Origin of the sequence: Amycolatopsis kentuckyensis, assembly GCF_002155975.1 — a bacterium.
Lineage (GTDB): Bacteria > Actinomycetota > Actinomycetes > Mycobacteriales > Pseudonocardiaceae > Amycolatopsis > Amycolatopsis kentuckyensis.
This window is the reverse complement of sequence record NZ_MUMI01000242.1, coordinates 1-21,741: the sequence shown is the minus strand read 5'-3', so window position 1 is coordinate 21,741 and position 21,741 is coordinate 1. Positions and strand designations below refer to the sequence as shown.

Below are 21,741 nucleotides of genomic sequence, written 5' to 3'. Positions count from 1 at the left end.
CGGCGTGCGCGACGCGGACGGCAGCGAGCACATCCACGCCGCCATCGAATGCGATCCGGCGCTGGCCGTCGACGTCGAAGACATCCGCGCGGGCATCGCCGAAGCGTTCTCCCCGATCCACGTGCCCGAGACGATCACCGTCCTGGAAGTGCTGCCGATGAACCGGAACGGCAAGCCCGACAAGGTCGTCCTGCGCACGGCAGCCGCCCAGCACTGACTTTCGGTTCCTCCACCAACCCCGCTGTTACGTCGAGAAGGCGAGTGAATGAACGTTCACCTGGAGTCATACCTGAATGGGAAAGCCGCGGACGATCTCGCGGGAAGCAAGCGCGAATTCCTGGAGATCGGCCGCCGTTCCGGTGACTACCCCATGGCCAGCGCGCGGCGCGACGGGGTGGATTCGGAAGTCAGCGTCTGGTGCAGCAACGACTACCTGGGCATGGGCCAGAACCGCCAGGTGATCGCGGCCGTGCAGGCCACGATCGACATCCACGGCGTCGGGTCCGGCGGTTCCCGGAACATCGGCGGGAACAACCACTACCACGTCCTGCTGGAAAACGAGCTCGCGGATCTGCACGGCAAGGAAGCCGCGCTCCTGTTCGCGTCGGGGTACACGGCCAACGAAGGCGCGCTCACCGTGCTGGCGAGCATGCCGAAGAACACCATCGTCTTTTCCGACGCGAAGAACCACGCCTCGATCATCGACGGCCTCCGGCACAGCGGCGCGAAGAAGCAGGTCTTCCGGCACAACGACGTGGCCCACCTGGAAGAGCTGATCGCGGCCGCGCCCGCCGAAGTCCCGAAGCTCATCGTCGTGGAAACTGTCTATTCCATGTCGGGCAACGTGGCGCCGCTGGCCGAGATCGCCGACATCGCGGACAAGTACGGTGCCACGACCTTCATCGACGAGGTCCACGCGGTCGGCATGTACGGCCCGCAGGGCGCCGGGATCGCCGCGCAGGAAGGCATCGCCGACCGGTTCACGGTCGTGATGGGCACCCTGGCCAAGGGTTTCGGTCTCGTCGGCGGCTACATCACCGGGCCGGCGGCCCTGGTGGACGCGGTGCGGACCTACGCGCGCTCGTTCGTCTTCACGACCTCGCTGCCGCCGGCGATCGCGGCCGGCGGGCTGGCTTCGGTCCGGTACCTGCGCTCCTCCGACGTCGAGCGGAAGCTCCTCTCGGAGAACGCGCGGCTCCTGCACCGCCTGCTGATCGACGCCGACATCCCGTTCATCTCCACCGACTCCCACATCGTTTCGGCCTTCATCGGCGACGACGACCTGTGCAAGCGGGCGTCCCGGCTGCTGTTCGAGCGGCACGGCATCTACGTCCAGTCCATCAACGCGCCCAGCGTGCCCGCGGGCCGGGAGATCCTGCGGATCGCCCCGTCCGCCGTGCACGAGCAGAAGGACGTCGAGACCTTCGCCGACGCCCTGCACGGCATCTGGAAGGAACTGGGCATCCCGACCGCGACCGCCCGCGACTGGTCGACGTCCGAGTTCCGCGCCGACGGCGCCCGCACCGTCGCGAAAGCCGGATCGCTGCCGCGATGACCAGGTCAGTGGCCGGCGTGCTGGCCGGCGCGGCGGCGCAGCGGCCCGATCACCCCGCCGTGATCCACGAGTCCGGGCCGGTCACCTACGGGTGGCTCTGGGACCGGGCCCGGCGCTACGCCGCCGTGCTGCGGGCCGGCGGGGTGCGGCCGGGTGACCGGGTCGTCCTGCTCCTGGTCGACACCCCGCAGTTCCCCGCGGTGTACTTCGGCGTCCTGGCGGCCGGTGCGGTCGCGATCCCGCTGAACGTCATGTCGACCGCGGCGGAGATCGAGCACGTGCTGGCCGATGCCGACACGCGGTTCCTGGTGAGCGCCGCCTCGCTGCTCCCGCAGGCGAGGGCGGCCGCGGAGCCACGGGGCACGGTGCTCTTCACCGTCGGCCCGGGCCCCGCGGGCACGGTCGACCTGGAGAGCGCGGCCCGGGACACCGCGCCGATTGGGGAAATCGCGGAGCGGGACCCCGACGAAGTCGCGGTCGTGTTCTACACGTCCGGGACGACGGGGACGCCGAAAGGCGTGATGCTGACCCACCGGAACATCCTGTACAACGTCGAGCGGATGGTCGCCGCGCCGTACGTGTTCCACGATGACGACGTCCTGCTCGCGTGTTTGCCGCTGGCGCACAGCTTCGGCCAGATCTGCGTCATGCTGACCGGCTTCCGCGCCGGCCTCACCCTCGTCCTGATGTCGAGGTTCTCCGGCCGGGAGGCCCTGGAACTGATGGTGGAACACCGGTGCACGGTGTTCATGGGCGTGCCGACGATGTACTTCGGCCTGCTCGACGCGGTGGCGCAGGGAGCACCGGTGCCCCGGCTCGATCGCGTGTACAGCGGGGGATCGCCGCTCCCGGCCCAGACCCTCGAGGACGTCCGGAGCGCGTTCGGGTGCCCGGTGTACGAGGGCTACGGGGCGACCGAGACGTCCTGCAGCGTGACCTACCACTACCCCGGGGTGTCGTTCCGGCCCGGCACGGTCGGGGTGCCGATCAACGGCGTCACCGTCGGCATCGCCCAGCCGGGTGCCGACCGGATCGAGCTGCTGCCCGCCGGCGAGGTGGGCGAGATCGTGGTGGGCGGCCCGACGGTCATGGCCGGCTACCTCGGCCAGCCGGAGCTCACCGCCGAGGTGCTGCGGGACGGCTGGTTCCGCACCGGCGACCTCGGCCGGCTGGACGACGACGGCTACCTCGCGGTCGTCGGCCGGAAGAAGGACTTGATCCTGCGGGGCGGCTACAACGTCTACCCGCGCGAGATCGAGGAGCTCCTCGCCGGGCACCCGGCCGTGGCCCAGGTGGCGGTCATCGGCGTTCCGCACCCGGTGCTCGGGGAAGAGGTCTGGGCGGTCGTGGTGCCGGCCCGGCCGCAGGACGCCACCGGCGAGTCGGCCGAAGAGCTCGTCGCGTGGAGCAAAAAGCGGCTCGCCGCCTACAAATACCCTCGTCGGATCGAGTTCACCGACGCACTCCCGATGGGGTCCAGCGGAAAGGTTCTCAAGCGGGCGCTCGTCTCGAAGTACGAGGCGACCGTCGGCGCGTAGCAAGGGAAACAGCACATCGGCGTAGCGCCCGCAGCACCGCTGCGGGTGCTACGCCTGCGCTCAGGCAGCTTCCGGGACAACAGGGTAGGGCAGCTCGACCATGGTGGAATTCCAAGCGGAAACGTCGACATCGACCGAGGCGATCGCCATCGTCGGGATCTCCTGCCGGCTGCCGCGGGCGGAGAACCCCGCTCGGCTGTGGCAGCTGCTGCGCGACGGCCGCAGCGCGATCGGCGCGCCCCCGGCGGGCCGCCCGGAACTGCCCTCGCGGCCGGGCGGCTACCTCGAGGACGTCGGCGGCTTCGACGCCGGTTTCTTCGGCGTCGGCCCGCGGGAGGCGGCGTCGATGGATCCGCAGCAGCGGCTGATGCTCGAGCTCGCCTGGGAAGCACTGGAGGACGCCCGGATCCGGCCGTCCGAGCTGGCCGGCAGCCGGACCGGGGTCTTCGTCGGCGTCATCGCCGACGACTACGCCGCCCTCACGCACCAGCAGGGGATCGACGGGATCACCCGGCACACCCTGACCGGTCTCAACCACGGTGTCGTCGCCAACCGGATCTCCTACACCCTCGGCCTGCACGGACCCAGCGCGGCCGTGGACACCGGCCAGTCCTCCTCGCTGGTCGCCGTGCACCTGGCCGCCGAAAGCCTGCGCCGCGGCGAGTCCGCCATGGCCATCGCCGGTGGGGTCAACCTCAACCTGGTGCCGGACAGCACCATCGGGGCGGAGCGGTTCGGCGCCCTTTCCCCGGACGGTCTCAGCTACACCTTCGACGCGCGGGCGAACGGCTACGTCCGCGGCGAAGGCGGCGCGTTCGTGGTGCTCAAGCCGCTGCCCGCCGCCGTGGCGGACGGCGACCCGGTCTACTGCGTGCTGCACGGCAGCGCGATGAACAACGACAGCACGACCGAGGGCCTCACCGTCCCGAGCCCGGCCGGCCAGCAGGACGTCCTGCGGCAGGCGTACGCGCGGGCCGAGGTGCCCGCCGAGCGGGTGCAGTACGTCGAACTGCACGGCACGGGCACCAAGCTGGGCGACCCGATCGAAGCGTCGGCGCTGGGCGCGGTGCTCGGTGACGGCCGCGTGGCCGGAGCCGAACTGCGGGTCGGCTCGGTGAAGACCAACGTCGGGCACCTCGAGGGTGCCGCCGGCATCGTCGGCCTGCTGAAAGCCGCGCTGTGCATCCGCCACCGCGAGCTCGTGCCGAGCCTGAACTTCGAAACCCCGAACCCGGACATCCCGTTCGACGAGCTGAAGCTCACCGTGCAGCACCGCGCCGAGCCGTGGCCGCGGCCGGACGAGCCGCTCTACGCCGGGGTCAGCTCGTTCGGGATGGGCGGGACGAACTGCCACGTCGTGCTTTCGGACTGGCGCACCGAGCCGGCGGCGGAGCCGCCGGTGCCGGGTGTGGTGCCGTGGGTGGTGTCGGGCAAGTCGGCCGGGGCGGTGGCCGGTCAGGCGGGCCGGCTGGTGTCGTTCCTGGACGAACGTCCTGGCCTGGACGTCGCCGCGGTGGGGCGTTCGCTCGCGGTGTCGCGCGTGCGGTTCGACCACCGCGCGGTACTGGTGGGGGAGACGCGCGAGGAGTTTCTCTCGGGGCTCGGTGCGTTGGCCGCGGGGGTGCCCGCGGCCGGTGTGGTGTCGGGCCGGGTGGTGCCGGACGGCGCGGTGGCGTTCCTGTTCTCCGGGCAGGGCAGCCAGCGGGTGGGCATGGGTCGTGAGCTGTATGCGAGTGAGCCGGTGTTCGCGGCGGTTTTCGATGAGGTCGTTGCGGCGTTGGATGCTCACCTGGATCGTTCGCTCGCCGGGGTGATCGAGGGCGAGCCGGAGCTGCTTCAGCGGACGATTTTCACGCAGCCGGCGTTGTTTGCGGTCGAGGTCGCCCTGTTCCGGCTGCTGTCCCATTACGGGGTGACTCCGGATTATCTGGTCGGCCATTCGGTGGGTGAGTTGGCTGCGGCTCATGTTGCGGGCGTGTTGTCCCTTGTGGACGCTGCCCGTCTGGTGTGCGCGCGGGCGCGGCTGATGGAGGGCGTCGCCGAAGGTGGCGCGATGGCCGCACTCAACGTGGGCGAAGAGCGGGTCGCGGGCTGGCTTCGTCCGGGTGTGGACGTGGCCGGGTTCAACAGTCCCGGGAACACGGTGATTTCCGGGGACGAGACCGCCGTGCTGGAAGTCCTGGAGCTGGCTCGGGCGGAGGGTGTGAAGGCGACGCGGTTGAAGGTGAGCCATGCTTTCCACTCCGCGCACCTGGACGGCGTGCTGGCGGAACTCACCGCGGTCGCGCGGGAGCTGACGTACTCGGCACCGCGGATCCCGGTCGTTTCGAATGTCACCGGTGACCTGATCGAGGAGTTCACGGCGGAGTACTGGGCCGTGCAGGCTCGCTCGGCGGTGCGGTTCGCCGACGGCATCGCGACGCTGGCCGCTCTCGGTGTGACGGCGTTCGTGGAGCTGGGTCCCGACGGGACGCTGGCGGGCTTGGCGGGCGAGTGCCTGGCCGGTGCCCCGGGTGTCGTCGTGGTTCCGGTGCTGCGCAAGGACCGCGCGGAGAAGCGTTCCTTCCTGGCCGCCTTGGGTGTGGTGCACGCCCACGGCGTGGAGGTGGCGTGGGAGCGGTTCCTGCCGGGTTCGGGCCTGGTGGACCTGCCCACCTACGCCTTCCAGCGGAGGCACTTCTGGCTGGACGGCCCGGCGCCCGAACCGGAGCGGGCCGCGCCGCGCGGCGATGCGCTGGAGCTGGTGCGCGCGCACGTGGCCGCGGTGCTCGGCCACGGATCCGCGCGCGACGTGGACGTCGACACGACCTTCAAGGACCTGGGCTTCGACTCCCTCGCGGCCGTCGAGCTCCGGAACGCGCTGAACGCGGCCACCGGGCTCTCGCTGCCCTCCGGCCTCCTCTTCAACCACCCCACCCCGGCCGTCCTCGCCGAACACCTCGGCGGCCTGGACCGGGGCCGGGACGACGATGCCTCCGCGGCCGTCGCCTCGGACGAGCCGATCGCGATCGTCGGCATGGCCTGCCGGCTGCCGGGCGGGGTCGCCTCGCCGGAGGACCTGTGGCGGCTGGTCGCCGGCGAAGCCGAGGCGATCGGCGGGTTCCCGGGCAACCGGGGCTGGGACCTCGACGCGCTCTTCGCCGCCGACCCGGACAGCCCCGGCAGAACCTACGCCACCCAGGGTGGTTTCCTGCCCGACGCGGACCGGTTCGACGCCGAGTTCTTCGGCATCAGCCCGCGCGAGGCGGCGGCGATGGACCCCCAGCAGCGCTTGCTGCTGGAGACGGGGTGGGAAGCGTTCGAGCACGCCGGGATCGACCCGGCCGTGCTGCGCGGGACCCGCACCGGCGTGTACATCGGCGCGACGGCCCAGGAGTACGGGCCGCGGCTGCACGAGCCGTCCGGCGGGCACGATGGCTACCTGCTGACCGGCAACACCGCCAGCGTCGCTTCGGGCCGGCTCGCCTACACCTTCGGGCTGGAGGGTCCCGCGGTGACGGTCGACACCGCGTGTTCGTCTTCGCTGGTGGCGCTGCACCTCGCGGCTCAGTCGCTGCGGCGGGGCGAGTGCTCGATGGCGCTGGCCGGCGGGGTGTCCGTGATGGCGACACCCGGCATGTTCGTGGAGTTTGCCCGGCAGCGCGGGTTGTCGCCGGACGGGCGCTGCAAGGCGTTCTCGTCGTCGGCGGACGGCACGGGCTGGGCCGAGGGCGTGGGTGTCCTGGTGCTGCAGCGGCTGTCGGACGCGCAGCGCAGCGGGCACCGCGTGCTGGCGGTGATCCGCGGGTCGGCGGTGAACCAGGACGGGGCGAGCAACGGCCTGACGGCCCCGAACGGACCTTCGCAGGAGCGGGTGATCCGGCAGGCGCTCGCCGACGCGCGACTGGCACCGTCCGAAGTGGACGCGGTGGAAGCGCACGGCACGGGCACCCGGCTCGGCGACCCGATCGAGGCGCAGGCCCTGCTGGCCACCTACGGCCAGGATCGCCGGGAGCCGCTCCGGCTCGGTTCGCTGAAGTCGAACATCGGGCACACGCAGGCCGCGGCGGGGGTCGCGGGCGTGATCAAGATGGTCATGGCGATGCGTCACGGCGTTCTCCCGGCGACGCTGCACGTGGCCGAGCCGACCTCGCACGTCGATTGGTCGGCCGGCGCGGTGGAGCTGCTGACGCAGGCCCGGGAGTGGCCGGAACTCGATCGGCCGCGCCGGGCGGCCGTCTCGTCCTTCGGCATCAGCGGGACCAACGCCCACCTCATCGTCGAGCAGGTCGCGGCGACCGAAGCTCCGGTGGCGGCGCCGTCGGGGCCGGTGCCGTGGGTGGTGTCGGGCAAGTCGGGGGCCGCGCTGGCGGCGCAGGCGGATCGGCTCGTGTCGTTCCTGGCGGAGCGGCCGGAGCTGGACGTCGTGGCGGTGGGCCGGGCGCTGGCCGGCTCGCGGGCCCGGTTCGGGCACCGCGCGGTGGTCGTGGGCGAGACCCGTGCGGAACTCCTGGACGCGCTGCGGGCGCTGACGCCGGGCCGGGCCACCTCGGCGGGTGCGGTGGCGTTCCTGTTCTCGGGGCAGGGCAGCCAGCGGCTGGGGATGGGCCGTGAGCTGTATGCGAGCGAGCCGGTGTTCGCGGCGGCTTTCGATGAGGTCGTTGCGGCGTTGGATGTTCACCTGGATCGTTCGCTTGCCGGGGTGATCGAGGGTGAGCCCGAGCTGCTTCAGCGGACGATTTTCACGCAGCCGGCGTTGTTCGCGGTCGAGGTCGCCCTGTTCCGCTTGCTGGCTCACTACGGGGTGACCCCGGACTATCTGGTCGGCCACTCGGTGGGCGAGCTGGCTGCGGCTCATGTTGCGGGTGTGCTGTCCCTTGTGGACGCTGCCCGTCTGGTGTGTGCGCGGGCGCGGCTGATGGAAGGCGTCGCCGAGGGCGGGGCGATGGTGGCCCTGAACGCGGGCGAGGAGCGGGTCTCGACGTGGCTTCGTCCGGGCGTGGACGTGGCCGGGTACAACAGCCCGTCCGCCACCGTGATCTCGGGTGACGAGACAGCCGTGCTGGAAGTCCTGGAGCTGGCTCGCGCGGAAGGCGTGAAGGCGACCCGGTTGAAGGTGAGCCATGCCTTCCACTCCGCGCACCTGGACGGCGTGCTGGCGGAACTCACCGAGGTCGCGAGTGAGCTGACTTATTCGCCGCCGCGGATTCCCGTGGTGTCGAACGTGACCGGTGAGCTGATCGAGGAGTTCACGGCGGAGTACTGGGCTGTCCAAGCCCGGTCGGCGGTGCGGTTCGCGGACGGTGTCGCGACGCTGGCCGGTCTCGGGGTGACGGCGTTCGTGGAGCTGGGGCCGGATGCGACGCTGGCGGGTCTGGCGGGCGAGTGCCTGGCCGGTGCCGAGGGTGTCGTCGTGGTTCCGGTGCTGCGCAAGGACCGTGCCGAGAAGCGGTCCCTCCTCACCGCCTTGGGTGCGGTGCACGTCCACGGCGTGGACGTGGACTGGGCGGGATTCCTGCCGGGGTCCGGTGTGGTGGACCTGCCGACGTATGCGTTCCAGCGCGAGCGCTTCTGGCTGAACGCTCCCCGTACCGGTGACGCCGGAAGCCTGGGCCTGACGGCGGTGGACCACCCGCTGCTGGCCGCGGTGATCGCGGAGCCGGACGGCGACGAGGTGCGGTTCTCCGGGTCGGTGTCGCTGCCGACGCACCCGTGGCTGGCCGATCACGCGATCGGCGGGACGGTCCTGGTGCCCGGGACGCTGTTCCTCGAGCTGGCGGGTCAGGCCGCCGAGCAGCTCGGCTGCGCCGCCGTCGAAGAACTCACCCTCCAGACACCCCTCGCACTGACCGGAACCGCCGCGGTCTCCCTCCGGCTGACCGTCGAGCGGCCCGATCCGCGCGGCGACCGCCGGTTCACGGTGTACTCGAAGACCGGCGAAGAGCCGTGGACCGCCCACGCCGCCGGTCTGCTCACGCCCGCCGCCGGCTCACCGGGGGTTTCCCTGGACCAGTGGCCCCCGGCGGACGGCATCGCCATCCCCCTGGACGGGGTCTACGACCGCCTCGGCGACCTGGGGTACGGGTACGGGCCGGCCTTCTCCGGCCTCCGCGCGGCCTGGCGCGCCGGGGACGATCTCTTCGCCGAGGTCGTGCTGCCCGACCAGCTGCACGACGAGGCCGGACGATTCGGGGTGCACCCCGCCCTCCTCGACGCCGCCCTGCACCCCCTGGTCCTCGTCCTCGAAGCGACGCAGGACGACAGCACGATCCGCCTGCCGTTCTCGTTCTCGGGCTTCGCCGTGCACGCGGTCGGCGCCACCGTGCTGCGGGTCCGCTGGACCCACACCGGCCAGGACACCGCACGGCTCGCCGTCGCGGACGGGACCGGCGCGCCGGTGGCGACGATCGGGGCGGTCGCCCTGCTGCCGATCGCCCGCGACCGGCTCGCCCCGGCCGGCCCGGCCGGGGAATCCCTGTACCGGGTGGCTTGGACGGCCCTGCCCCCGGCCGAGCCCGTCGCCGTGGAGCGGTGGATCGAGGCACCGCACGCCGACCTCGGCGCGCTTCGTGCCGCTGCCGACGCGGGCCGGCCGTCGCCGGAGTTCGTGGTGATCAGCGGCCGGGAACTCGCGGACGGCACGCCGGCCGACGAACTCCCGCGGACCCACGAGACGGCGGCGCGCGGCCTGGAGGTCGTGCAGGAGTGGCTGACCGCCCCGCAGTTCGCCGAGAGCCGCCTGGTCGTCGTGCTGCCGGACGGCGCGCTGCACACGGCCGTGCTCGCGGGCCTGGTCCGCACCGCCCAGTCCGAGCACCCGGGCCGGCTGGTCCTGGCGCACCTGGACGACGGGGGAGCGGAACTGCTGCCGGTGGCACTGGCCTCGGGCGAACCCGAGATCGCGGTGCGCGGTGGCGAGGTGCTCGTGCCGAGGCTGGCGCGCGCGGCGGCCGTCGATGCGGGCGTGTCGGCCCTGGACCCGGAAGGCACGGTCCTCGTGACCGGCGGCCTGGGCACGTTGGGCCGGCTGGTGGCACGGCGGCTCGTGTCGCACCACGGTGCGCGGCACCTGCTGCTGGTGAGCCGCCGGGGCGCCGAGACGCCCGGGGCCGCGGAGTTCGTGGCGGAACTGGCCGAGCTGGGTGCGCAGGCTTCGGTGGCGGCGTGCGACGTCTCGGACTTCGACGCGCTGGCCGCCCTGCTGGCCGCCGTCGAGCGTCCGCTGACCGCTGTGGTGCACACGGCGGGCGTGCTGGACGACGCCACGATCGGGTCGCTGACGGCCGGTCACCTGGAGCGGGTGATGCGCCCGAAGGTGGACGCGGCCTGGCACCTCCACCGGCTCACCCGCGACCTGTCCGCCTTCGTGGTCTTCTCGTCCATCGCGGGTCTCGTGGGCAACGCCGGCCAGGCGAACTACGCGGCCGCGAACACGTTCTTGGACGCTCTCGCGCAGCACCGCCGGGACCAGGGGCTGCCGGCCACCTCCCTCGCCTGGGGGCTGTGGGACAGCGCGGACGGCATGGCCGGCAGCCTCGGGGACGCGGACGTCGCCCGGTGGAAGCGCAGCGGGATCGCCCCGCTGGAGCCGGAACTCGGCATGACGTTGTTCGACGCCGCGCTGGCTTCGGCGGAGCCGCTGCTGGTCCCGGCCGAACTGGACCTGGGTGCGCTGCGCGCCCTGGCCGAGGAGCTCCCCGGCCTGTACACCGGCCTGGTCCGGGTGCGACGGCGGCAGGCGGCCGGGGGCGGCGCCGGCACCGGCTCGTCCTGGACGCGGCGGATGGCCGCCGCGGCCGATCGGGCGCAGGCGGTGCTCGAGTCCGTCCGGGACACCGTCGCCCTGGTGCTCGGGTACGGGACCGGCGCCGCCGTCGAGCCGGCCAAGGCGTTCAAGGACGCCGGGTTCGATTCGCTGACCGGGGTCGAGTTCCGCAACCGGCTCGGCGAACTGACCGGGCTGCGGCTGCCGGCCACGCTGGTCTTCGACTGCCCTTCGCCGGGGGCCGTGGCGGACTTCCTGCTGGAGCGGCTCGACGCGTCCGGAGCGGCCGCCGTCCCGGCGGTGACCGCCCACGATCGCGGGTCGGACGAACCGATCGCCGTGGTCGGCATGGGGTGCCGTTATCCGGGTGGGGTCGGCTCGCCGGAGGACCTGTGGCGGCTGGTGGCCGAGGGCCGGGACGCGACCGGCGAGTTCCCCGCGGACCGCGGCTGGGACGTCGACGGGCTCTTCGACCCGGATCCCGGGAAGCTCGGCAAGTCGACCACGCGCCGGGGCGGATTCCTCTACGACGCCGCGGATTTCGACGCGGAGTTCTTCGGGCTGAGCCCGCGTGAAGCGGTCGCGACGGATCCGCAGCAGCGGATCCTGCTCGAGGTGGCGTGGGAAGCGCTGGAGCGGGGCGGCATCGATCCCGCTTCGCTGCGCGGTTCGTCGACCGGCGTGTACGCGGGCGTGATGTACAACGACTACGGGTCACGGCTGGGGAGTGCTCCCGAAGGGTTCGAGGGGCATCTGCTGACCGGCACGATCGCGAGTGTGCTGTCGGGCCGGGTGGCCTACACGTTCGGCCTGGAAGGGCCGGCCGTCACGCTGGACACGGCCTGTTCGTCGTCGCTGGTGGCGGTGCACCTGGCGGCCCAGGCCCTGCGCCGGGGCGAGTGCTCGATGGCGCTCGCCGGTGGCGTGACGGTGATGTCGACGCCGAACACGTTCATCGAGTTCTCCCGGCAGCGCGGGCTGTCGCCGGACGGGCGCTGCAAGGCGTTCTCGTCGTCGGCGGACGGCACCGGCTGGGCCGAGGGTGCCGGGGTCCTGGTGCTGGAACGGCTGTCGGACGCCCGGCGGCTGGGCCACGACATCCTGGGCGTGATCCGGGGTTCCGCGGTCAACCAGGACGGCGCGAGCAACGGTCTCACCGCCCCGAACGGGCCGTCCCAGCAACGGGTGATCCGGCAGGCGCTCGCCAATGCGGGGCTCTCGGCGTCCGAAGTGGACGTCGTGGAGGCGCACGGCACGGGCACCCGCCTGGGCGACCCGATCGAGGCGCAGGCCCTCCTGGCGACCTACGGCCGGGAGCGGTCCGGCGACCAGCCGCTGTGGCTCGGTTCCGTCAAGTCGAACATCGGCCACACGCAGGCCGCGGCGGGGGTCGCGGGCATCATCAAGATGCTGATGGCGATGCGCGGCGGCGAGCTTCCGGCGACGCTGCACGTCGACGAGCCGACCCCCGAGGTCGACTGGTCGGCCGGCACGGTGAAGCTGCTGACGCAGGCCCGGGCGTGGCCGGAACTCGGCCGTCCGCGCCGGGCGTCGGTGTCCTCCTTCGGGATCAGCGGCACGAACGCGCACGTGGTCCTGGAGCAGGGGCCGATCGCGGCCGCCGGGCCGGTCGAAGCGGGACTTCCGGTGGTGCTGTCCGCCAAGAGCGAGGCGGCGCTGGCGGCCCGGGCGGAACAGATCCGCGGACTGCTGGGTTCGCGGGCCGTCGAGCCCGCCGCGGTCGCTTCGGCGCTCGCGACGCGGGTTCCGCACCTGCCGGTCCGAGCGGCTGTCTCGGGTGCGGACCGCGACGAGCTGCTGGCGGGTCTCGACGCGCTGGCCTCGGGTGGTTCCGCGCCGAACCTCGTGCGGGGCCGGGCATCCGGTGCGGGGAAGACGGTGTTCGTCTTCCCCGGCCAGGGTTCGCAGTGGTCCGGCATGGCCCTCGAGCTCTTCGAGTCCGCCCCGGTGTTCGCCGGGCGGCTGGAGGAGTGCGCGCGGGCACTGGCGCCGTTCACGGACTGGTCGCTGCTGGACGTGCTGCGCGGTGCGGAAGGGGCGCCCGGCTTCGACCGGGTGGACGTCGTGCAGCCCGCGTTGTGGGCGGTGATGGTGTCGCTGGCGGCGTTGTGGCGTTCGGCAGGCATCGAGCCGGACGCGGTCGTCGGTCACTCGCAGGGTGAGATCGCGGCGGCGGTGGTCGCCGGGGCGTTGTCGCTCGACGACGCGGCGAAGATCGTCGCCTTGCGCAGCCGCGCGATCGTGAAGCTGGCCGGGACCGGCGGCATGGTGTCGGTGGCGCGGCCGGCCGGCGAAGTCCGCGAGCTCATCGACCGGTGGGACGGCGCGATCGACATCGCCGCCTGCAACGGCCCCGTGAGCACGGTCGTCTCCGGCGACCCGGAGGCACTGGCCGACCTCGTCGCCCGGTGCCGGGCCGGGGGAATCCGGGCCCGCACCGTCCCGGTCGACTACGCCTCCCACTCCGCGCACGTCGACGTGCTGGAGGACGAACTGCGGGAGCTGCTGGCCGGCGTCACGCCGCGGACCGGGGACATCCGGTTCTTCTCCACGGTCACCGGGCAGCCGCTGACCGGTGCGGAGCTCGACGGCGGGTACTGGTTCCGCAACCTCCGCCGGACCGTCCGGCTGGACGAGGCCACCCGTGCGCTGCTCGGCGACGGCCATCGCGTCTTCATCGAGGTCAGTGCCCACCCGGTGCTCACCTCGGCCCTCGGCGACACGGCCGACGAGGCCGGCGTGGCCGGCGCCGTCGTCGTCGGATCGCTGCGGCGCGACGACGGTGGCCGGGACCGGTTCCTGGCCTCGGTCGCCGAGGCGCACGTCCACGGCGTGGCGGTCGACTGGCCGGCCGTGGCCGGCGCGCGCGTCCCCGCCGACCTGCCCACCTACCCCTTCCAGCGGCAACGCCACTGGCTCGAAGGCCCGCCGCTCGCCGGGGACGCGGCCGGGCTCGGCCTGGCCGCCGAGCGCCACCCGCTGATCGGTGCGGTGCTCCGGACGGCCGACGAGGACAAGCTGGTCCTGAGCGGCCGGATCTCCCTGCCCGGGCAGCCGTGGCTGGCGGACCACGCCGTGGCGGGCACGGTGCTGCTCCCCGCCACCGCCTTCGTGGACCTCGCCATCCGGGCGGGCGACCACACCGGGCTCGACCAGCTCGACGAGCTGATGCTGCAGGCACCGCTGGTGCTCGCGGGCCGCGGCGGAGTGCAGCTCCAGGTCGTCGTCGACGCCCCGGAGGAGGACGGCCGGCGCGCGCTGTCGGTCCACTCCCGGCCGGAGCCCGCCGACGTCGACGCGCCGCTCGGCCCGTGGGTCCTGCACGCCACCGGAACCCTGTGCCGAGCGGAAACGCGGACGGAGGTGCCGGACGTCGGCGCCTGGCCTCCCGCGGGCGCCGAACCGGTCGACCTGTCGGCGGTGTACGAAACGCTGGCCGAGCGCGGCTTCCAGTACGGCCCCGCCTTCCAGGGGCTGCGAGCGCTGTGGCGCGCCGGCGACGAGACGTTCGCCGAGGTCGCCCTGCCGGAGGACGTCGCTCCGGGCGAGTTCGGGATCCACCCGGCGCTGCTCGACGCCGCACTGCACCCCCTGGCGCTGGCCGCGGACGGCCGGCTGGTGCTGCCGTTCGCGTGGACCGGCGTCCGGCTGCACGCGGCGAACGCCAGCGTGCTGCGGGTGCGGCTCACCCCGGACGGCTCGGCCACCACGCTGTCCCTCGCCGACCCGAGCGGGGCCCCGATCGCGACGGTGGAGTCGCTCAGCCTGCGGGCCGCCGACCCGGCGCAGCTGACCGGCCGGGCCACCCCGGACCGGCCGCTGCTCGAAGTGGAGTGGACGGCCGCCCCGGACGGCCCCGCGCTCACCCGGTGGGCCGTGCTCGACGCGTTCGGCCACGGTCTGCCCGCCCCCTCGGGAACGTATGCGGACCTCGCGCGCATCGGGGGAACTCCGCAGTGCGTCGTGGTCCCCGTCTTCGACGGGGAAGGCCCCCGTGCCGTCGCGCACCGCGCCTTGCAGCTGGCGCAGGACTGGCTGGCCGACGAGCGCTTCGGCGACGCGCGGCTGGTGTTCGTCACCCGCGACGCGACCACGGCCGCCACCGAGGCCGGCCTCGCCTCGGCTCCCGTCTGGGGGCTGGTGCGGACCGCGATGGCCGAGAACCCCGGCCGGTTCGGCCTGGTGGACGTGCCGAGGTGGGACCTCACGGAGGCCGAGCTGGGCCGGGCGCTGGCCGTCCCGGAGGGACAGGTGAGCTTCCGGGACGGAACGCTGCTCGTCCCGCGGCTGGTGAAGTCGCCGGCCGCGAGCGACCCCGGGCCCGCCCTGAACCCCGACGGCACCGTGCTGATCACGGGGGCGACCGGCACCCTGGGCCGGCTGTTCGCCCGCCACCTCGTCTCCGACCACGGCGTGCGGCACCTGCTGCTGGTGAGCCGCCGCGGCCGGGAGGCCGACGGCATGCTGGAACTGGAAGCGGAACTCATCGCCCACGGGGCCGAGGTGTCCGTGGTCGCCTGCGACACCGCCGACCGCGCCGCGATCGCCGCGGTCCTGGCGGACATCCCCGCCGGCCACCCGCTCACCGCGGTGCTCCACACGGCGGGCGTACTCGACGACGGCACGCTGCCGGCCCTCACCCCCGAACGGCTGGACACCGTGCTGCGGCCCAAGATCGAGGCCGCCCGGCACCTGCACGAGCTCACCGCGGACCGGGACCTGGCCGCGTTCGTGCTGTTCTCCTCGCTGGCCGGCACGGTCGGCACCGCGGGGCAGGCCAACTACGCGGCGGCCAACACCTACCTCGACGCCCTCGCGCGCCACCGCCGGGCATCGGGGCTGCCGGGCACCTCGCTCGCCTGGGGCCTGTGGGCGGACGAAAGCGGGATGACCGCCCACCTCACCGACGCCGACCTGGCCCGGCTGTCCCGCAGCGGCATCGCGCCGATCGGCACCGACCAGGGCCTGGAGTTGTTCGACGCCGCCCTGGCCTCCGGCCGTCCGGTCCTCGTCCCGGCCCTCCTGGACTACCCCGGCCTGCGGAAGCAGAGCGAGGACGGCGCGCTGACCGCGCTCTTCTCCAGGCTGGTGCGCCCGGCACGCCGCGCCGCGGCCGGCGAGCAGGCCAAGGGAAGCTCACTCCGGGAGCGGCTGGCCGCCCTGCCCCCTCAGGACCAGGAGCTCGTCCTGCTGGAGCTGGTCCGGGACGCGGTGGCCTCGGTGCTGGGCTACACCGACACCGGCCGGCTCTCCCCGGACCGGGCCTTCACCGAGCTGGGCTTCGACTCGCTCAAGTCGGTCGAACTGCGCAACCGGCTGACCGCGGTGAGCGGGCTGAAGCTGCCCGCGACGGTCGTGTTCGACCACCCGTCCACGGTCGAGCTGGCCGGTTTCCTGCGGACCGGGCTGCTCGGCCCGGTCGCCGCGGCGGCGGTCGCCGCACCGGTCGCCGCCGCCCCGGACGAGCCGATCGCGATCGTCGCGATGGCGTGCCGCTACCCGGGCGAAGTCAGCTCCCCGGAGGAGTTGTGGGCGCTGCTGTCCGAGGAGCGGGACGCCATCGGGCCCTTCCCCGCCGACCGCGGGTGGGACCTGGACAACCTCTACGACGAGGACCCGGAGCACGCGGGGACCTCCTACACCCGGAACGGCGGATTCCTCTACGACGCACCGCAGTTCGACCCCGAGTTCTTCGGGGTGAGCGCCCGCGAGGCCACGGCCGTCGACCCGCAGCAGCGCCTGCTGCTGGAAATCTGCTGGGAGGCCTTCGAGCGCGCAGGAATCGACCCGGCCTCGCTCAAGGGCAGCAACACCGGGGTGTTCGCCGGTGTCATGGCGAACGACTACGCGGGGCGGCTGCGGGACGCCCCCGAGGCCGTGGAGGGCTACCTGTCGGTCGGCAGCACGGTCAGCGTCGCCTCCGGCCGGGTCGCCTACACCTTCGGCCTGCAGGGACCGGCGATCACCGTCGACACCGCCTGCTCCTCCTCGCTGGTCTCGATGCACCTTGCCGCGCAAGCACTCCGGAACGGTGAGTGCGGGCTGGCGCTGGCCGGTGGCGTGACCGTGCTGGCCACGCCGAGGATGTTCGTCGAGTTCAGCCGCCAGCGCGGACTGGCCCCGGACGGCCGGTGCAAGCCGTTCTCCGGGCGGGCGGACGGGACGGCCTGGGCCGAAGGCGCCGGAATCCTCCTGCTGGAGCGGCTTTCCGACGCCCGGCGGAACGGGCGCCGGATCCTCGGCGTGATCCGGGGGACCGCCGTCAACCAGGACGGGGCGAGCAACGGCCTCACCGCCCCCAACGGCCCCGCCCAGGAGCGGGTGATCCGCCAGGCGCTGGCCAACGCGGGCCTGACCGCCGCGGACGTCGACGCGCTGGAAGCCCACGGCACCGGCACCACGCTGGGCGACCCGATCGAAGCCCAGGCCGTCCTCGCCACCTACGGGCAGGAGCGCCCGGCGCCGTTCCTGATGGGCTCCCTGAAGTCGAACATCGGGCACTCCCAGGCCGCGGCCGGGGTGGCGGGTGTCATCAAGATGGTCCTGGCGATGCAGCACGGCGTGGTCCCGAGGAGCCTGCACCTCGACGAGCCCAGCCCGCACGTGGACTGGTCCGCCGGCCAGGTCGAACTCCTCACCGCGGCGACGCCGTGGCCCGAGGCCGGACGTCCGCGGCGGGCGGGTGTTTCCTCCTTCGGCATCAGCGGTACCAACGCCCACGTCATCGTCGAGCAGCCGCCGGCCGCGGCGGCGGTGCCGCCGGCCGAGCCGATGCCGGTGGTGCCGCTGGTGCTGTCGGCGCACAACGACGAAGCTCTGCTGGCGCAAGCCGATCGGATCGGCGCGGCGCTCGAGGACCTGGCCTCGGCCGGCCGCACCCTGGCCACCGGGCGCGCCGCCCTGGCGCACCGCGCGGTCGTGGTGGCCGCCACCGTGCCGGAAGCGGTCACCGGACTCGCCGCGTTGAGCGTGCGGGGCACGCCGGTGGCCGGCCGGACCGCGTTCCTCTGCACCGGCCAGGGCAGCCAGCGGCTCGGCATGGGCCGGGAGCTCCATTCCGCCTACCCCGCCTACGCCGGAGCCCTCGACGCCGCCTGCGCCGAACTCGACCAGTGGCTGGACCGGCCGCTGCTCGACGTCCTCTGGGGCGAGGACCCGGCGGTGCTGGACCGGACCGACTTCGCCCAGGCCGCGCTGTTCGCGACCGAGGTGGCGCTCTACCGGCTCCTCGAAAGCTGGGGGATCCGGCCGGACTTCCTCGCCGGTCACTCCGTCGGTGAACTGGCCGCCGCGCACGTCGCCGACGTCCTTTCGCTGGCGGACGCCGCGAAACTGGTCGCGACCCGCGGCCGGCTGATGCAGGCGCTGCCCGGTGGCGGAACGATGCTCGCCGTCGAAGCCGGCGAGCAGGAAGTGCTGGAGCTGCTCGACGGGCAGGAGGACCTGCTGGACATCGCCGCCGTCAACGGCCCGGCGTCCGTGGTCGTCTCGGGCGACCCGGAAGCCGTCGAGGCGATCGGAGCGGAACTGGCCGCCCGGGGGCGGAAGACCAAGCGGCTGCGCGTCAGCCACGCCTTCCACTCCCCGCACATGGACGCGATGCTCGACGAGTTCCACGCGGTCGTGAAGGAGTTCGCGTTCGCCCCGCCCCGGATCCCGATCGTGTCGACGTTGACCGGGCAGCTGGTCCCCGCCGAGGAACTGACCACTGTGGAGTACTGGGTCCGCCACGTCCGCCGGCCGGTGCGGTTCCTGGACGCGGCACGCGCGCTGGAAGCGGAAGGCGTGCGGACCTTCCTGGAGCTCGGCCCGGACGGCGTGCTCAGCGCCATGGGCCAGGACTTCCTCGACTCGACGGCCCTGCTGGTTCCGGTCCTGCGCGGTGGCCGCCCGGAGCCGCACACCGTCGTCACCGCGGTGGCCCACGCGCACGTCCGGGGCGTTCCGGTGGAGTGGCGTGCCCTGTTCGGCGAAACCGCCGGCCGCACCGCGGACCTGCCGACCTATCCGTTCCAGCGCCGGCACTTCTGGCTCACGGACGGCCACGGCGGCGGCGACGTCACCTCGGCCGGGCTGGACGCCACGCGGCACCCGCTGCTCGGCGCCGGTGTTCCGCTCGCGGATTCCGGCGGTGTCCTGTTCACCGGGCGGGTTTCGGCCCGCAGCCACCCGTGGCTGGCCGACCACACCGTCGCCGGCAGCCCGCTGGTCCCGGGCACGGCCCTGGTGGAGCTCGCCCTGCACGCGGGAGCCGAGGCCGGGTGCGAACGCCTGGAAGAGCTGATCCTCCAGGAACCCCTGGTCCTGCCCGGAGAAGGTGCGCTCCAGCTGCAGATCACCGTGGGCAGCCCCGACACGGCGGGCCGCCGGCCGGTGGCCATCCACTCCCGGGGAGACGGGGACGACTGGACCCGGCACGCCACCGGCAGCGTGGTGGCCGCCGTTCCCGCCGGCCATGACCCCGAGGCGACGTCCTGGCCGCCGGCCGGCGCCGAACCCCAGCCGGTCGACGACCTCTACGACCGCCTCGCCGACCGCGGCTACGGGTACGGCCCGGCCTTCCAGGGACTCCAGGCGGCCTGGCGATCCGGCGACGACCTCTACGCCGAGGTGCAGGCCTCCGTCGACACCGACGGATTCGCCCTGCACCCGGCGCTGTTCGACGCCTCGCTGCACGCCCTGCTCCTGGAGGACGCGGCCGGGATCCGGCTGCCCTTCTCCTTCGGCGGCGTCCAGCTGTCGGGAGTCCGGCCGGGGCGTCTGCGGGTGAAGCTGTCGGCCGGGCCGGACGGTGCCGTCGCGGTCCGCATCGCCGACGAGACGGGAACGCCGGTCGCCACCGTCGAGTCTCTCGCGTTGCGGGCACTGCCGGCCGGCAACGCCGAACCGCCGGTGTACGCGGTGGAGCGCACCGCGGTGGACCTGCCCGCCGTGGCCGCCGCGCCCGACGTGGTCGTCTTTCCGGTCCGCCCGGCCACTCCCGAGGAGACGGGCCAGGTCACCGAAGAAGTCCTGGCGGAGCTGCAGCGGTGGCTCGGCACCGGGACACCGCCGGGAGCGCGGCTCGCCGTGGTCAGCACCGGGGACCTGGGGCACAGCGCGCTGTCCGGGCTGATCCGGGCGGCCGAGTCGGAACACCCGGGTCGCTTCCAGCACGTGCTCACCGACGGCCTGCCCGCCAGCGAAGAGCTGCGTGCGGCGGCGCTGGCCGATCCCCGGCCCCGGCTCGAACTGCGGGCGGGACAGGCCTATGTGACCAGGCTGGTGAAGGTGCCGGAGCCGGTCCGGCAGGCCGCCGCCCGGTTCGACCCGGCGCACACGGTGCTGATCACCGGCGGCACGGGCGCGCTCGGCGCCCTGGTCGCCCGGCACCTGGTGGTGGCCCACGGCGCTCGCCGGCTGCTGCTCACCAGCCAGCGTGGCGGCGCGGAGGACCTGGTGGCCGAATTGACCGCGCTCGGCGCCGACGTGCGGGTCGCGGCCTGCGACGTCGCCGACCGCGCGGCGCTGGCCGGGCTGCTCGCCTCGATCCCGGCCGGGCACCCGCTCACCGCGGTGGTGCACGCGGCCGGCGTGGTCGAAGACTCCACTGTGGACGGTATGCGCCCGGAGAGCCTCGCCCGGGTCCTGCGGCCGAAGGTGGCCGCGGCCTGGAACCTGCACGAGCTGACCGCCGGCCTCCCGCTGACGGACTTCGTCCTCTTCTCCTCGGTGGCCGGTCTGGTGGGCAACGCCGGGCAGGCCAACTACGCCGCGGGCAACACCTTCCTGGACGCGCTGGCCGAGCACCGCCGCGGCGCGGGCCTGCCCGCGGTGTCCCTGGCCTGGGGCATGTGGCAGGGCGGCATGGCGGACGCACTGGCGGAGGCCGATCGGGCCCGGCTGAAGCGCAACGGCGTGCTGCCGATGCCGGACGACCAGGCCCTCGCGGCGCTCGACCGGGTGCTGACCGGAGACGGCGTGGGTCCGGTGCTCGCGCCGGTGTCGCTCGACCTCGCCGCCCTGCGCTCGCTCGGGGACACGCTGCCCGAGCTGTACCGGGGCCTGGTGCGCACCGGACGCCGGGCCGGCCGGCGCAGCACACCGGCGGAGCTCCCGCTGGTCCAACGGCTCGGGGGACTGGGCGAGGCGGACCAGCAAGCGCTGCTGCTGTCCTTCGTCCAGGAGCAGGTCGGCCTCGTGCTGGCCCACCCGGCCCCCCGGACGATCGACGTCCGGCGCGGCCTGCTGGACCTGGGTCTCGACTCGCTCACCGCGGTCGAGCTCCGCAACCGGCTCAACACGGCCACCGAACTGAGGTTGCCCAGCACGCTCGTTTTCGACCACCCGACGACCGAAGCCCTCGCCGCCTACCTCCGCGGCCGGCTGGCCGGCGAAACCCCGGACCCCGTCCAGCAGGCACTGGACGCGCTGGAGGCCGTCATCGCCACCCCGGAGGCGCCCGCCGCGTCCGCGGAAACGATCGCCGCGCAGCTGCGCAGGCTGCTCCGGATGGTGGACGGAGAGCCCGCCGTCGCGGCGCTCGACCTGGACACCGACGACGACCTCTTCGCCGCCCTCGACAACGAACTCGGCAGGTAGACATGAGCAACGAGCAGAAACTGCGCGATTACCTCAAGCGGGCGACGGTCGACCTGCGGGAGAGCCGCCAGCGGGTCCAGGACCTGGAGGACCGCGCGCACGAGCCGATCGCGATCGTGGGCATGGCCTGCCGGCTGCCGGGCGGGGTCGCCTCCCCGGACGAGTTCTGGGAGCTGGTCGGCGCCGGGCGCGACGCGGTGGGGCCCTTCCCCGAGTCCCGTGGCTGGAACCTGGACGAGCTCTACGATCCCGACCCGGACCACCTCGGGACCTCGTACACCCGGGAAGGCGGGTTCCTGTAC

4 protein-coding genes and 1 pseudogene are annotated in these 21,741 nt (G+C 73.5%); all 5 read left to right on the top strand.

Annotation, left to right across the window (positions count from 1 at the left end):
- Window positions 1-217: pseudogene (locus tag CCN39_RS50225) on the top strand (class I adenylate-forming enzyme family protein); the annotation flags it as partial.
- A 48-nt stretch (window positions 218-265) separates the two neighbouring features.
- Window positions 266-1,555: a 5-aminolevulinate synthase gene (gene hemA / locus CCN39_RS23470; protein WP_086845356.1), complete on the top strand. Its 1,290-nt coding sequence runs from the start codon at window positions 266-268 to the stop codon at window positions 1,553-1,555.
- Window positions 1,552-3,093 (top strand): long-chain-fatty-acid--CoA ligase, encoded by a 1,542-nt coding sequence (locus CCN39_RS23465; protein WP_086845354.1) that lies wholly within the window; start codon window positions 1,552-1,554, stop codon window positions 3,091-3,093. The genes hemA and CCN39_RS23465 overlap by 4 nt, the downstream gene beginning before the upstream one ends.
- A gap of 100 nt (window positions 3,094-3,193) precedes the next feature.
- The gene (locus CCN39_RS51860) at window positions 3,194-21,439 is read left to right on the top strand and encodes a type I polyketide synthase (protein ID WP_086845352.1); all 18,246 of its coding nucleotides are present in this window, start codon (window positions 3,194-3,196) and stop codon (window positions 21,437-21,439) included.
- Between the two features lie 2 nt (window positions 21,440-21,441).
- A partial coding sequence (locus CCN39_RS23455) for a beta-ketoacyl synthase N-terminal-like domain-containing protein (protein WP_143264122.1) occupies window positions 21,442-21,741 on the top strand: 300 nt, incomplete at its 3' end.

Excerpts from the sequence above, each read along its gene's own strand:
- hemA (WP_086845356.1), top strand. The coding sequence starts at position 266 with ATGAACGTTCACCTGGAGTCATACCTGAATGGGAAAGCCGCGGACGAT.
- CCN39_RS51860 (WP_086845352.1), top strand. The coding sequence starts at position 3,194 with ATGGTGGAATTCCAAGCGGAAACGTCGACATCGACCGAGGCGATCGCC.
- CCN39_RS23465 (WP_086845354.1), top strand. The coding sequence starts at position 1,552 with ATGACCAGGTCAGTGGCCGGCGTGCTGGCCGGCGCGGCGGCGCAGCGG.